14 protein-coding genes and 2 tRNA genes are annotated in these 11,703 nt (G+C 68.9%); 8 read left to right on the plus strand and 8 right to left on the minus strand.

Features of this window, described 5'->3' with window-relative positions; genetic code table 11:
• The first annotated feature begins 76 nt into the window (after positions 1-76).
• Positions 77-1,336 carry a DNA polymerase IV gene (dinB, locus tag FVO59_RS13605; RefSeq protein ID WP_182253114.1) on the plus strand — a complete coding sequence of 420 codons (1,260 nt, stop codon included), beginning with the start codon at positions 77-79 and terminating at the stop codon, positions 1,334-1,336.
• A gap of 26 nt (positions 1,337-1,362) precedes the next feature.
• Positions 1,363-1,947: a nucleoside/nucleotide kinase family protein gene (locus FVO59_RS13610; RefSeq protein ID WP_182253115.1), complete on the plus strand. Its 585-nt coding sequence runs from the start codon at positions 1,363-1,365 to the stop codon at positions 1,945-1,947.
• On the opposite strand, the gene FVO59_RS13615 is transcribed toward FVO59_RS13610, so the two are convergent.
• From FVO59_RS13615 to orn, 5 genes are all read right to left on the minus strand, one after another.
• Positions 1,937-2,440: a DUF2017 family protein gene (locus FVO59_RS13615; RefSeq protein ID WP_259363250.1), complete on the minus strand. Its 504-nt coding sequence runs from the start codon at positions 2,438-2,440 to the stop codon at positions 1,937-1,939. The two genes, FVO59_RS13610 and FVO59_RS13615, sit on opposite strands and share 11 nt — an antisense overlap.
• Positions 2,437-2,739, minus strand: a complete 303-nt coding sequence (clpS, locus tag FVO59_RS13620; protein WP_182253117.1) for an ATP-dependent Clp protease adapter ClpS — start codon at positions 2,737-2,739, stop codon at positions 2,437-2,439. Before clpS ends, FVO59_RS13615 begins: the two co-directional genes overlap by 4 nt.
• Positions 2,736-3,080: a metallopeptidase family protein gene (locus FVO59_RS13625; protein WP_182256838.1), complete on the minus strand. Its 345-nt coding sequence runs from the start codon at positions 3,078-3,080 to the stop codon at positions 2,736-2,738. The genes clpS and FVO59_RS13625 overlap by 4 nt, the downstream gene beginning before the upstream one ends.
• 136 nt (positions 3,081-3,216) lie before the next feature.
• Positions 3,217-3,289: transfer RNA gene (locus FVO59_RS13630), tRNA-His, on the minus strand.
• Positions 3,290-3,325: 36 nt separating this feature from the next.
• The gene (orn, locus tag FVO59_RS13635; protein WP_182253118.1) at positions 3,326-3,952 is read right to left on the minus strand and encodes an oligoribonuclease; all 627 of its coding nucleotides are present in this window, start codon (positions 3,950-3,952) and stop codon (positions 3,326-3,328) included.
• Positions 3,953-4,000: 48 nt separating this feature from the next.
• Between orn and FVO59_RS13640 the strand changes: the two genes are divergently transcribed.
• A tRNA-Arg gene (locus FVO59_RS13640) sits at positions 4,001-4,072 on the plus strand.
• Between the two features lie 5 nt (positions 4,073-4,077).
• Here FVO59_RS13640 and FVO59_RS13645 read toward each other — a convergent pair.
• The gene (locus FVO59_RS13645) at positions 4,078-4,341 is read right to left on the minus strand and encodes a hypothetical protein (protein WP_182253119.1); all 264 of its coding nucleotides are present in this window, start codon (positions 4,339-4,341) and stop codon (positions 4,078-4,080) included.
• A 65-nt stretch (positions 4,342-4,406) separates the two neighbouring features.
• On the opposite strand from FVO59_RS13645, the gene FVO59_RS13650 reads away from it, so the two are divergent.
• A complete protein-coding gene (locus FVO59_RS13650) occupies positions 4,407-5,315 on the plus strand; it encodes an alpha/beta fold hydrolase (RefSeq protein WP_182253120.1) in 909 nt (302 codons plus the stop codon).
• On the opposite strand, the gene FVO59_RS13655 is transcribed toward FVO59_RS13650, so the two are convergent.
• Positions 5,287-5,760, minus strand: coding sequence for an Lrp/AsnC family transcriptional regulator (locus FVO59_RS13655; protein ID WP_182253121.1), 474 nt, complete (start codon positions 5,758-5,760; stop codon positions 5,287-5,289). The two genes, FVO59_RS13650 and FVO59_RS13655, sit on opposite strands and share 29 nt — an antisense overlap.
• Positions 5,761-5,928: 168 nt before the next feature.
• Here FVO59_RS13655 and FVO59_RS13660 point away from each other — a divergent pair, with 168 nt between their 5' ends.
• From FVO59_RS13660 to FVO59_RS13670, 3 genes are read left to right on the plus strand one after another with little or no spacing between them, the layout of a single operon-like run.
• Complete coding sequence (locus FVO59_RS13660; RefSeq protein WP_182253122.1) at positions 5,929-7,041, plus strand: thiamine pyrophosphate-dependent dehydrogenase E1 component subunit alpha; 1,113 nt, start codon at positions 5,929-5,931, stop codon at positions 7,039-7,041.
• A 1-nt stretch (position 7,042) separates the two neighbouring features.
• Complete coding sequence (locus tag FVO59_RS13665) at positions 7,043-8,068, plus strand: alpha-ketoacid dehydrogenase subunit beta (RefSeq protein WP_182253123.1); 1,026 nt, start codon at positions 7,043-7,045, stop codon at positions 8,066-8,068.
• On the plus strand, positions 8,065-9,432 hold the full coding sequence (locus FVO59_RS13670; RefSeq protein WP_182253124.1) for a dihydrolipoamide acetyltransferase family protein: 1,368 nt from the start codon (positions 8,065-8,067) through the stop codon (positions 9,430-9,432). Before FVO59_RS13665 ends, FVO59_RS13670 begins: the two co-directional genes overlap by 4 nt.
• 31 nt (positions 9,433-9,463) lie before the next feature.
• On the opposite strand, the gene FVO59_RS13675 is transcribed toward FVO59_RS13670, so the two are convergent.
• Positions 9,464-10,057, minus strand: a complete 594-nt coding sequence (locus tag FVO59_RS13675; RefSeq protein ID WP_182253125.1) for a TetR family transcriptional regulator — start codon at positions 10,055-10,057, stop codon at positions 9,464-9,466.
• A 92-nt stretch (positions 10,058-10,149) separates the two neighbouring features.
• On the opposite strand from FVO59_RS13675, the gene FVO59_RS13680 reads away from it, so the two are divergent.
• A complete protein-coding gene (locus FVO59_RS13680) occupies positions 10,150-11,703 on the plus strand; it encodes a carboxyl transferase domain-containing protein (protein WP_182253126.1) in 1,554 nt (517 codons plus the stop codon).

Consider the following 11,703-nt stretch of genomic DNA (forward strand, 5'->3'; position numbering starts at 1 on the left):
GGCCGGCTGCTCGAGTCAGCCTGAGCGCGCGGTCAGGCCTTTTCGCGATGTCAGAGGTCCCGGCGAGAATGGAGGCATGGGACGCGGTGACGGATCGGGACGCATGGTCTCGCCGGAAGGCGCTGATGACAGCGGCACGGGAATCCTGCACGTCGACATGGACGCCTTCTATGCGGCCGTCGAGGTGCTGCACGACCCTTCGCTGCGGGGACTCCCGCTGATCATCGGCGGCTCGGACGGGCGCTCGGTCGTGTCGAGCGCATCGTACGAGGCCCGCCGATTCGGCGTGCGAAGTGCGATGCCGGTCGGCCAGGCACTCCGACTGTGCCCGACCGCACGCGTGGTACCACCCGACTTCACCCGGTATCGGGCGGTGTCCACTCAGGTGATGGAGATCTTCCAGAGCATCACTCCGCTCGTCGAACCGCTCTCCATCGACGAGGCATTCCTCGACGTGCGCGGTGTGCGGCGGCTTTGGGGGAGTCCAGGCGAGATCGCGGGACTCATCCGGCGCCGGGTGCGCGATGAGGTCGGCATCACCTGCAGCGTCGGGGTGGCGGCCACGAAGCACGTCGCGAAGATGGCATCCACCGTCTCGAAACCCGACGGGATGCTCGTGGTTCCCGCGGCGCACACCCAGGAGTTCCTCGATCCGCGCCCGGTGGTCGCGATGTGGGGCGTGGGCCCGAAGGCCGCAGAGGCGCTCCAGCGCCGCGGCATCCGGCTCATCCGCGATGTCCGTGAGGCGCCGCCAGAGGCACTCGAGAGGGCGGTCGGGCCCGCACTGGGCCAGCGCATGCGCGACCTCGCCCGCGGCAGGGACCCGCGTGTCGTCGAGACGGAGCGGGTGGAGAAGAGCATCGGGCACGAAGAGACATTCGACCGCGACATCGGCGATCTCGACCTGCTGCGCTCTGAGCTGCTCCGCCTCGCCGACAGGGTCGGCGCGCGGCTGCGATCATCGGGCTGGCAGGCGGGAGCCGTCTCGATCAAGATCCGCTTCGCCGACTTCACCACTCTGAGCCGCACGGTCTCGCTGCCCGAGCCGACCGATGTCGGCCAGCGCATCGGCGAGACCGCGGTCGCGCTGTTCGCACAGATCGAGCGACGGGACCCGCTGCGTCTCGTCGGCGTCCGCGCCGAGAGGCTGCGTCCTGCGGGCGCGTCGGCAACGGCGCTGTGGGATGACGACGAAGACCAGCGTCGCCTCGAGGGGACCCTCGATGACGCGCGAGCGCGGTTCGGCATCGGCATGATCACCCGCGCACGACACGTCGGCGCTTCGGAACGCGGCCCTCAGCACGGGCCGCAGCCGCGTCCCTTCAGCCGGGACTGACCGCGTCGGTCGACTAGCGTGGGAGCATGCCGAAAGCCCCAGCCCCCGATCCCTTCGGCGAGCGTCTCGACGCGGGGACCGAGCGCATACTCGCTGCGGTGGCCGCGGTGTCTGCGTCGAACCCGGTCGTCGTCATCGACGGTCGCAGCGGCGCGGGCAAGAGCAGCCTCGCCGCGCGGGTCGCTCGCGCATGGCCCCTGGGCACCCCGGTTCAGCTGCTGGCCCTCGACTCGCTCTACCCCGGGTGGGGAGGTCTCGAGCGCGGCGGCGAGATCGCCCTCGAGACGGTTCTGCGTCCGCATGGGCGCGGACTGATCGGCATCTGGCGCCGATGGGACTGGGAACTCGAGGAGGAAGCCGAGGCACACGCCGTCGATCCGGCGCTCGGCCTGATCGTCGAAGGCTGCGGCGCGCTCACATCGGCGTCCGCGGCACTGGCTGACGTGACCGTCTGGGTCGACGGACCGCGCGAGTCGCGTCGTCACCGGGCCCTCGATCGCGACGGCGACGGCTTCCGCAGCCACTGGGACATGTGGGCGGCCCAGGAGGACGCGCACATCGCACGTCACGAGCCGCAGCGGCACGCCCAGGTGAGCATCCTCACTCCGTAGCGCTGCTGGTGCCCTGCTGGTCGATCGCGTCGGCCCGCTGGATGAGATCCTCGAGGCGGTAGCCGAGCCAGTCGTACACGTGGAAGCGCGGGTCATCGACCGCGTGCCGATCATCGCGGTCGATGCCGAGACGAGATGCCACGACCAGTCGGATCGCCGCGAGGGTGCGCAGCCACGGGTCTACGCGCGCGGCCGCGAGCACGACGTCGTGAGCTTCGAGCACGTCGCGGGAGTCGTCCTGCTCGCCCGCGAAGCCCGCCAGATCGGCGCGTACCTCCTCGGCATCCCTGCGACGTCGGTCGAGCAGCTGGTCGCTGGTGCCGCGACGAAACTCCGCCGCGGCGACATCGTCGTCGGGGTAGGCGATGGGCGTCAGCCGGGCCAGAGCAGGATCGGCCGGGCTGCGCGGACCCTCGACGAGCCCGATGAACTCATCGATCAGGAGCAGGAGGTTGCGGCCTTCGATCCAGGCGATCGAGATGGTGACGGTCACTGCGGCACCCGCCTGACCGTCGCCCATAGTCCGAAGTCGTGCATCGCCTGCGCGTGAACCTCCATGGTCTCGCGGGGACCTGTGGCGACGACGGCATGGCCGTCGTTGTGCACCGCGAGCATGAGGGCGGTCGCCTGCTCCTCGGAGTATCCGAAGTAGCGGCGGAAGACGCGCACGACGTAGCTCATCAGGTTCACCGGGTCATCCCACACCACCAGCTGCCAAGGCACCAGGGGCGCAGCGGCGAGCTGCTCGTCGAGCTGTTCGTCGAGCAGGGGAGTGGAGGAGGGGATGCTCATGCCCACCCCAGCTCGTGCAGCTGCTCGTCGTCGAGACCGTAGAAGTGCGCTATCTCGTGCACGAGGGTCGTGTGCACCTCGTCGCGGAGCGCGTGCTCGTCGGCACAGGCCCCGAGGTGTGCACGGCGATAGACGATGATCCGATCGGGCAGCTCGCCCATGCCGTACTGCCCGCGCTCGGTGAGGGCGAAGCCCTCGTAGAGCCCGAACAGGTCACTGCCGTCATCCGGCTCGTCCTCCACGACGAACACGACATTGTCGAGCCCGTCGACCATGTCATCGGGCAGCCTGTCGAGTTCATCGATGACGAGGGCCTCGAACGCCTCTTCGGACATCTCCATGCCGGCGTCGGATCCGTCGTCGCGCGTGGCGAGGTCGGGATCCGAAGCGGGGTGAGCGTGCGAGGCCATGCTTCGATGCTACAGACGGCATGAACGCGAAGGCCCCGGATCCTTCAGGATCCGGGGCCTTCTTCCGGGTGAGTAACGGGGCTTGAACCCGCGACCCCCGCGACCACAACGCGGTGCTCTACCAGCTGAGCTATACCCACCATGCGCCTGCCGGAGCGGGCAACTCGATAAGTCTATTACATGTTCGGGGTGAACTCTGACACCGTGCGCGCTGCGATGTCGCGAGCCTGCTCGGACGACGGTCCGGGAGCGTCGATGAACACCGCCGAGCGGTAGTAGCGCAGCTCGCGGATCGACTCGAGGATGTCGGCGAGGGCGCGGTGACCGCCGTTCTTCTCGGGCGCCTGGAAGAAGACTCGCGGGTACCAGCGGCGCGACAGCTCCTTCACGCTCGACACGTCGACGTTGCGATAGTGCAGGTACTGGTCGACGTCCTGCATGTACTTCGCGAGGAACATGCGGTCGGTGCCGATCGTGTTCCCCGCGAGAGGTGCTCTGCGTTCGAGCGGCACGAAGCGCTTGATGTAGGCGAGCGTCTGCTCTTCGGCCTCGGCGAGCGTCACGCCGTTCGGGATCTCGTCGATCAGGCCCGAGGTGCGGTGCATGTTCGTGACGAACTCGTTCATGTGTGCGAGCGCCGCGTCGCCTGGCTTGATGACGATCTGAAAGCCGGGATCGAGCAGGTTCAGCTCGAAGTCGGTGACGACGACGGCGATCTCGACGAGCTCGTCGACCGAGAGGTCGAGGCCCGTCATCTCGCAGTCGATCCAGACGAGCCGGTCGTTCTCAGTCGCAGAAACCATGGTTCGATCCTAGCGACGGGTCCCGACGCGGTAATCTGGAGGTAACGCGCCTCCTTAGCTCAGAGGAAGAGCATCGGCTTTCTAATCCGTTGGTCGCAGGTTCGAATCCTGCAGGGGGCACCTCATCAGCCGCGCAGCGCGGCGACGGCATCATCGACGTCCCAGAACTCGCCGACGAGGCGGAACGCTCCGGATGCCAGATGCAGGCGCTCCGCGCGGTAGCGGATGCCGAGCGGGTCGGCGATCACGCGGAGGTGTCCGCGGATGCTGCCGCGTGTGTCGACGACGCGCCACAGGTGGTCGCCGGCACGCTCGAGGTGCTCGGCGGGGCTGCGCAGGGCGGGAGTCTCCCACAGGAGCGCGGGGCTGGTGTCGATGATCGCATGCATGACTTCTCCTCTCGCATTCGAACATATGCACGGCCACCGACATCGGCTCCCGTAGACTCGTCCTCATGCCCGTCGCCTCGCCGTATGCCGCCCGTCTCGCCGAGATCCCGGTCGAGAGGCGTGAGGTGCAGGTGCTCGGCTCGACGACGGCGTACTGGGTCTACGGCGACGCCGACGCGCACGAGGAGCCGCAGACGATCATCGCCGTTCACGGCTTCAGGGGGGAGCACCACGGACTCGAGCCGGTCGTGGCATACCTGCCCGGCATCCGGATCATCTCGCCCGACCTCCCCGGTTTCGGAGAGACGCCGCCGATCCCCGGCCGCGAGCACGATCTCGGTCTCTACGCCGGCTGGCTGTGCGAGTTCGCGAGAACGGTCGCGCCAGGCGCGATCATCCTCGGGCACTCGTTCGGATCGATCGTCTCCTCCGCTGCAGTCGCGAGCGGGCTCGAGACGCCTCGGCTCATCCTGATCAACCCGATCGGCGCACCTGCGCTGGAAGGGCCGAAAGGGCTGCTCACGCGCCTGGCCGTGCTGTACTACTCACTCGGAGCGCGCCTGCCCCAGCAGCTGGGCACGGCGCTGCTCCGCCACCCGCTGATCGTACGGGTGATGAGCATCGCGATGGCGAAGACCCGCGATCCTGCGCTTCGCCGATTCATCCACGACCAGCACGACACCTACTTCTCGCTCTTCGCCGACCGCGATGTGCTCCATGACGCCTTCGTGACCAGCGTCTCGCATGATGTTCGGGCGTTCGCGGGGGTCATCGACGTTCCGACGCTCCTCATCGCGGCGCAACGCGACGACATCACGCCGATCGAGGCGGAACGGCGTCTCGCGATGATGTTCCCTCAGGCGGAGCTGGTGGAGATCGCCGAGGTCGGTCATCTCATCCATTACGAGACCCCGGCCGAGGCGGCGGGGGCGATCCGTCGCTTCCTCAGGCTTCCCGTCGTGCGAGGCCGATGAGCCCCGCCACCCGGAACGGGATGACCTCGCCCATCGCGAGCGAGGTCTCGGTGCGCTCGACCCCTTCGATCGACAGGATCCGAGCGTCGGTGTCGAACAGGTGACGCGCATCACGGCACGCCACTCGCGCAAGCAGGTCGATCGACCCGCTGAGCCCGTGAGCCTGGACGATCTCCGGCACCCGTGACAACTCGCTGATGATGCGGGGCAGCTCGGTCTGCCGCACCCCGATGCTGATGAAGGCCTGCAGCGGGAAACCGAGCACCTCGGTCGAGTAGGACCTCTCGTACGACTCGAACACCCCTGTCTGCTCGAGCCGTGCCATCCGAGCCTGAATGGTGTTGCGCGACAGCCGAAGCCTGTCGGCGAGCTTCACGACGGTCGTGCGCGGGTCCTCCGCGAGAGCGGTGAGCAGTTCGAGGTCGGTGCGATCCAGGGCGGGCATAGTGCCACACGATATCAGGGTGCGGCGGGCGCGTATTGCGCAACATGCTCAGCAGCCGCAGAGATGCTTGAGCGAGGTGTCAGCCGGACGTACCATTCGAGGAAGCCCGACGCAGCAGTCGGGAAGCCGTGCACGCCCCACGAAGGCCGCCACGTCAGGAGGACGCCGATGTCACCGCACACCACCCCGATCGTCGACTCGCAGAACGATCTCGAGCTCACGGAGCGCGTCATCGCTCCGGACGGCACTCGCGTGCCCAACCCCCAGCTGGACCGCTGGATCGACGATATCGACTTCCAGGCGATGCGCGATCTGCACCGCGACATGGTCGTGCTGCGCCGCATCGATTCAGAGGGCGTCGCGCTGCAGCGCCAGGGCCAGCTCGGCCTGTGGGCACCGTGCAACGGTCAGGAGGCGGCGCAGATCGGCACGGGCCGCGCGCTGGCTCAGAAGGACTTCGTGTTCCCCAGCTACCGCGAGACCGGAGTGATGTACACGCGCGGCGCCGAGCCCGGCGACTACGTCCGCATGTGGCGGGGCGAGGAGGGCGCGGCGTACGACCCCGCCCGACTCGGGATCGCCCCGCTGCAGATCATCATCGGCGCGCAGACCCTTCATGCCGTCGGCTATGGCATGGGAATCCTGCACGACGGCACCGACGAGGTGGCCGTCACCTACTTCGGCGACGGCGCAACCAGCCAGGGCGACGTCAACGAGGCCATGATCTTCGCGTCGTCGTACCGCGCACCCGTCGTGTTCGTCTGCCAGAACAACCACTGGGCCATCTCGGAGCCGGTCGGTCTGCAGTCGCAGTACCCGCTGGCGGGCCGTGCACCCGGCTTCGGCATCCCGAGCCTGCGCGTCGACGGAAACGACGTGCTCGCGTGCATGGCGGCGATGCGCTGGGCGCTCGACCACGCGCGCTCCGGCAAGGGCCCCGCGTACCTCGAGGCGGTCACCTATCGCATGGGGCCGCACACCACCGCCGACGACCCGAAGCGCTACCGCGACGACGCCGAGCTCGCCCTGTGGCGCGAGCGCGATCCGATCGCGCGCCTCGAGGCGCACCTGCGCGCCGCCGGAGAGCTGACCGACGAGCACCTCGAAGAGGTGCAGCAGGCGGCAGACGACATCGCGCGCGAGATGCGCGCGGCATGCATCGGCATGCAGACCCGACCTGCCCTCGCCGTCTTCGACCGCGTCTACGCCGAGCCGCACTCCGGCCTGCAGCGCCAGCGCGACGAGTACGCCTCGTACCTCGCCTCGTTCGAGGAGGCCTGAGATGACGACGATGACGATGGGCAAGGCCCTCAACGCCGGCCTCCGCCAGGCCATGCTCGACGACGACAGGGTCGTGCTGATGGGCGAGGACATCGGCACGCTCGGCGGCGTCTTCCGCATCACCGACGGACTCAAGGAGGAGTTCGGGGCGCAGCGTGTCATCGACACTCCGCTGGCCGAGTCGGGCATCGTCGGCACCGCGGTGGGGCTGGCCTTCCGCGGCTATCGTCCTGTGATCGAGATCCAGTTCGACGGGTTCATCTATCCCGCATTCGACCAGATCGTCTCGCAGGTCGCGAAGCTGCATTACCGCACGCAGGGGCGCGTCAAGATGCCCATCACGATCCGCGTGCCGTGGGCGGGCGGCATCGGCGCCGCGGAGCATCACTCGGAGTCGCCGGAGGCGTACTTCGTTCACACGGCAGGTCTGCGCGTCATCGCCGTCTCCGACCCGCAGGACGCGTACCGCTGCCTGCGGCAGGCGATCGCGAGCGACGACCCGGTGCTGTTCTTCGAGCCGAAGCGCCTCTACCACCACAAGGGAGAGGTCGATCTCGACGCGCCGCTCGCCGACGCGCCGCCGATGGGCCTGGCGCGCGTCGTGCGTCAGGGCTCGGATGCCACCGTCATCACCTACGGTGCGATGGTGAGCACCGCGCTCGACGCGGCCGCCGCCGCGGAGGACGAAGGGATCTCGCTCGAGGTGATCGATCTTCGTTCGCTGTCCCCGGTCGACTACGAGACGGTCTCGGCGTCCGTGCGCCGCACCGGCCGTGTGGTCGTCGCGCACGAGGCATCCCGCGAGGCGGGCGTGGCCGCCGAGGTCATCGCGAGCATCACCGAGTACTGCTTCGAGTACCTCGAGGCGGCGCCGGTGCGGGTCACGGGACACGACATCCCGTACCCGCCCGCGAAGCTCGAGAAGTTCCACCTGCCCGACCTCGACCGCATCCTGGATGCCGTGGATCGCGTACTCGATCGTCCGCACAGCCTGAGCGGCGCTGACGCGAAGGGAGACCAGCGGTGATCGCCGAGTTCCGCCTGCCCGATCTCGGCGAGGGCCTGACGGAGGCCGAAGTGGTGCAGTGGCTCGTGCAGCCGGGCGACGCCGTCGCGCTGAACCAGACTCTCGCCGAGGTCGAGACGGCGAAGGCCGTCGTCGAGCTGCCGTCCCCCTACGAGGGGAAGGTGGCGACCCTGCACGCCGACGCGGGCGAGACGGTGGCCGTCGGCGCGCCGCTCATCGCCTTCGACGTCGCCGGCGACGAGCCCGAGCCGGTCGCCGGGTCCGCGGCCACCGCGCCCGAGGCCGAGGAGAAGGCGCAGCCCAACCTCGTCGGGTACGGCGCGGCACCGGCATCCAGCGGTCGCCCGGCGCGACGCGCACGCCGGGGCGGCAGCGTCCCCGCAGTCGTGGCGGATGCCGACGTGCTCGCCGCCGCCCCGCACGATGCGCTGCCTCCCAGCGTCGCCGAGCCGACTGTGGGGGAGCGGCCCCGCTCGACACCTCCGGTCCGCGCGCATGCGAAGCGCCTCGGCCTCGACCTCGCGCTGATCGCCGCCGAGGTCGGCGATCGGGTCATCACACGTGGGGACGTGGATGCCTACGCCGAGCGCACCGGTGCATCTGAGGCGGTCGCGGCACCCGACTGGGTCGCACCAGCCAGTGCGGCCGAGGTCGTATCTGGAGATCGCGCGCAGACGCGGATCCCCATCAAGGGCGTGCGCAAGCACACCGCGCAGGCGATGGTGCGCAGCGCGTTCACCGCGCCGCATGTCACGACGTTCCACACGGTCGATGTCACCGCGACGATGGAGCTCATCGATGACCTGCGAGCCGATCGGTCGCTCTCCGAGCACCGCATCGGACCGCTCGTGCTCATCGCTAAGGCGGTCACGCTCGCGCTCGGGCGCAATCCGTCGCTCAACGCGACATGGGACGAGGCTGCGGGCGAGATCGTGCTGAACCACTTCGTGGATCTGGGAATCGCGGCCGCGACCGAGCGCGGCCTGATCGTCCCGATCATCCGCGACGCCGAGCGGCTCTCTCTCACCGGCATGGCCGACGCTCTCACCGCGCTGACGCAGACGGCCCGCGCCGGCAAGACGAGTCCGGCAGAGCTCTCCGGCGGCACCTTCTCGATCACGAACATCGGGGTGTTCGGCATCGACGCGGGCACGCCGATCCTGCCGCCAGGGCAGTCCGGCATCCTCGCGGTGGGCGCGGTGCGCCGCCAGCCCTGGGAGTACCGCGGCGAGATCGCTCTGCGCCAGATGATGACTCTGAGCGTCTCGTTCGATCACCGCCTCGTCGACGGAGCCGAGGGAGCGCGCTTCCTCAAGGACGTCGCGGACATCCTCGAACAGCCGGGCCGCGCGCTGCTCTTCTGAGCGGGGCGACGCCGCCGGCGGTCGACCCCGGTCAGCCGTCGGCGGTGAGCGCCGCCATCGCCATCCCCGCGAGCAGCCGTGCGGTGTCAGCCCGCGTCCGCAGCGCCGCCGAGGTGCTGTGCGGCGTCGAGTTGAGCAGACCGAAGCACGCCTGCACGCGCAGGCGCAGCGCTTCGCGATCCGCGGTGAGGATCGTGCCGAGGGTATCGATCCACAGTTCGATGTACGCGCGCTGCAGCCGTCGAACGTCTGCCTGCGAATCGGCCGTCAGATGCGGAAGGTCCCGATCCTGCACGCGTATCACGTCCGAGTTGCGCAGGGCGAAGTCGACATGGAAGTCCACGAGCATGGCCATGCGCGTGTGGTCGTCGGCGGCACGCTGCACCACGGCCGCGCCCCCCGCGACCAGATCCTCGCTCACGGCGATCAGCAGGGCACCGAGCAGCGCCTGCTTTCCGGCGAAGTGGCGGTACACGGCGGGACCTGAGACGCCGACGGCCGCGCCGATGTCTTCGAGGCTGACGCCCGAGTAGCCGCGCGCACCGAACAGCTCCGCGGCGGCGATCAGTATCGCATCGGTTCGCTCAGCTTTGGCGCGATCGCGCGCGGTGACGGGCATTGTCATTTCGGTTAATCCTCGCTAACCTGAGTTGCCGGGGTTAGTGAACACTAACTCTTCTGGCGCGAATTTTCAGCAACGGTCAAGGAGGACCCGCGATGGCGGTCACTCAGCAGACACTCGCCGACGAGCTGCGCGAGCGCCTCGCCATCGCGGCGCTCGGCGGCCCTGAGCGCTCCCGCGAGCGGCACGTCGCCCGCGGAAAGATGCTGCCGAGGGACCGCGTCGCGCGACTGCTCGACGAAGGCAGCCCCTTCATCGAGATCGCTCCTCTCGCAGCGAACGGGCTCTACGGCGGCGAGGCGCCGGGTGCCGGCGTGATCGCGGGCATCGGTCTGGTGCACGGCCGCCACGTGATGGTCGTCTGCAACGACCCCACCGTCAAAGGCGGCACGTACTTCCCTCTCACGGTGAAGAAGCATCTGCGGGCACAGGAGATCGCACTCGAGAACCGCCTGCCATGTCTCTACCTCGTCGACTCGGGCGGCGCGTTCCTGCCCAAGCAGGACGAGGTCTTCCCCGATCGCGACCACTTCGGTCGGATCTTCTTCAACCAGGCGCGCATGTCCGCAGCAGGCATCCCTCAGCTGGCCGCGGTGCTCGGCTCGTGCACCGCGGGCGGCGCCTACGTGCCCGCCATGAGCGACCAGACCGTGATCGTGCGGGGCCAGGGCACGATCTTCCTCGGCGGCCCGCCGCTGGTGAAGGCCGCGATCGGCGAGATCGTCAGCGCGGAGGAGCTGGGTGGGGGAGAGCTGCACGCCAGGCGTTCGGGCGTCGTCGACCACCTGGCTGACGACGACGAGCACGCTCTCGAGATCCTCAGGGACATCGTCGCGACGCTTCCGCAACCCGCGCGGCCCGCGTGGCACGTCGTGCCCAGCACCGCCCCACGTGAGAGCGGCAGCCTCTACGACGTGGTCCCCGTCGACGTGAACGCCGCATACGACGTGCACGAGGTGATCGACCGGCTCATCGACTCCGATACGTTCAGCGAGTTCAAGCCCGAGTACGGCACGACGCTCGTGACGGGCTTCGCGCGGCTGCACGGTCACCCGATCGGGATCGTCGCCAACAACGGCGTGCTGTTCAGCGAGTCAGCGCAGAAGGGCGCGCACTTCATCGAGCTGTGCGATCAGCGGGGCATCCCGCTGCTGTTCCTGCAGAACATCACGGGCTTCATGGTCGGCACCGATGCCGAGGCCGGCGGGATCGCCAAGGACGGCGCGAAGATGGTGACAGCAGTCGCGACCACTCGCGTGCCCAAGCTCACGGTCATCATCGGCGGCTCGTTCGGGGCAGGCAACTACTCGATGTGCGGACGGGCGTACTCGCCGCGGTTCCTGTGGAGCTGGCCCGCGACCCGCATCTCGGTGATGGGCGGGCCGCAAGCGGCATCCGTGCTCGCCACCGTGAAGGAGGACCAGCTCACCGCCGCCGGAACCCCATGGACGCCCGATCAGCGTGCGGAGTTCGAGGCGCCCGTCCGCAGCCAGTACGAGGCGCAGGGCGAGCCGTACTACGCCACCGCACGGCTCTGGGATGACGGCATCGTCGACCCGGATCAGACCCGTGACCTGCTCGGGCTCGCCCTCGACGTCGTCTCCCGCACGCCTCTGCCCGAACCGCGCTTCGGCCTCTTCCGGATGTGA

Origin of the sequence: Microbacterium esteraromaticum, from assembly GCF_014084045.1 — a bacterium.
GTDB classification, from domain to species: Bacteria; Actinomycetota; Actinomycetes; order Actinomycetales; family Microbacteriaceae; genus Microbacterium; species Microbacterium esteraromaticum_D.

Excerpts from the sequence above, each read along its gene's own strand:
- dinB (WP_182253114.1), top strand. The coding sequence starts at position 77 with ATGGGACGCGGTGACGGATCGGGACGCATGGTCTCGCCGGAAGGCGCT.
- FVO59_RS13610 (WP_182253115.1), top strand. The coding sequence starts at position 1,363 with ATGCCGAAAGCCCCAGCCCCCGATCCCTTCGGCGAGCGTCTCGACGCG.
- clpS (WP_182253117.1), bottom strand. The coding sequence starts at position 2,739 with ATGAGCATCCCCTCCTCCACTCCCCTGCTCGACGAACAGCTCGACGAG.
- FVO59_RS13625 (WP_182256838.1), bottom strand. The coding sequence starts at position 3,080 with ATGGAGATGTCCGAAGAGGCGTTCGAGGCCCTCGTCATCGATGAACTC.
- orn (WP_182253118.1), bottom strand. The coding sequence starts at position 3,952 with ATGGTTTCTGCGACTGAGAACGACCGGCTCGTCTGGATCGACTGCGAG.
- FVO59_RS13645 (WP_182253119.1), bottom strand. The coding sequence starts at position 4,341 with ATGCATGCGATCATCGACACCAGCCCCGCGCTCCTGTGGGAGACTCCC.
- FVO59_RS13650 (WP_182253120.1), top strand. The coding sequence starts at position 4,407 with ATGCCCGTCGCCTCGCCGTATGCCGCCCGTCTCGCCGAGATCCCGGTC.
- FVO59_RS13655 (WP_182253121.1), bottom strand. The coding sequence starts at position 5,760 with ATGCCCGCCCTGGATCGCACCGACCTCGAACTGCTCACCGCTCTCGCG.
- FVO59_RS13660 (WP_182253122.1), top strand. The coding sequence starts at position 5,929 with ATGTCACCGCACACCACCCCGATCGTCGACTCGCAGAACGATCTCGAG.
- FVO59_RS13665 (WP_182253123.1), top strand. The coding sequence starts at position 7,043 with ATGACGACGATGACGATGGGCAAGGCCCTCAACGCCGGCCTCCGCCAG.
- FVO59_RS13675 (WP_182253125.1), bottom strand. The coding sequence starts at position 10,057 with ATGACAATGCCCGTCACCGCGCGCGATCGCGCCAAAGCTGAGCGAACC.
- FVO59_RS13680 (WP_182253126.1), top strand. The coding sequence starts at position 10,150 with ATGGCGGTCACTCAGCAGACACTCGCCGACGAGCTGCGCGAGCGCCTC.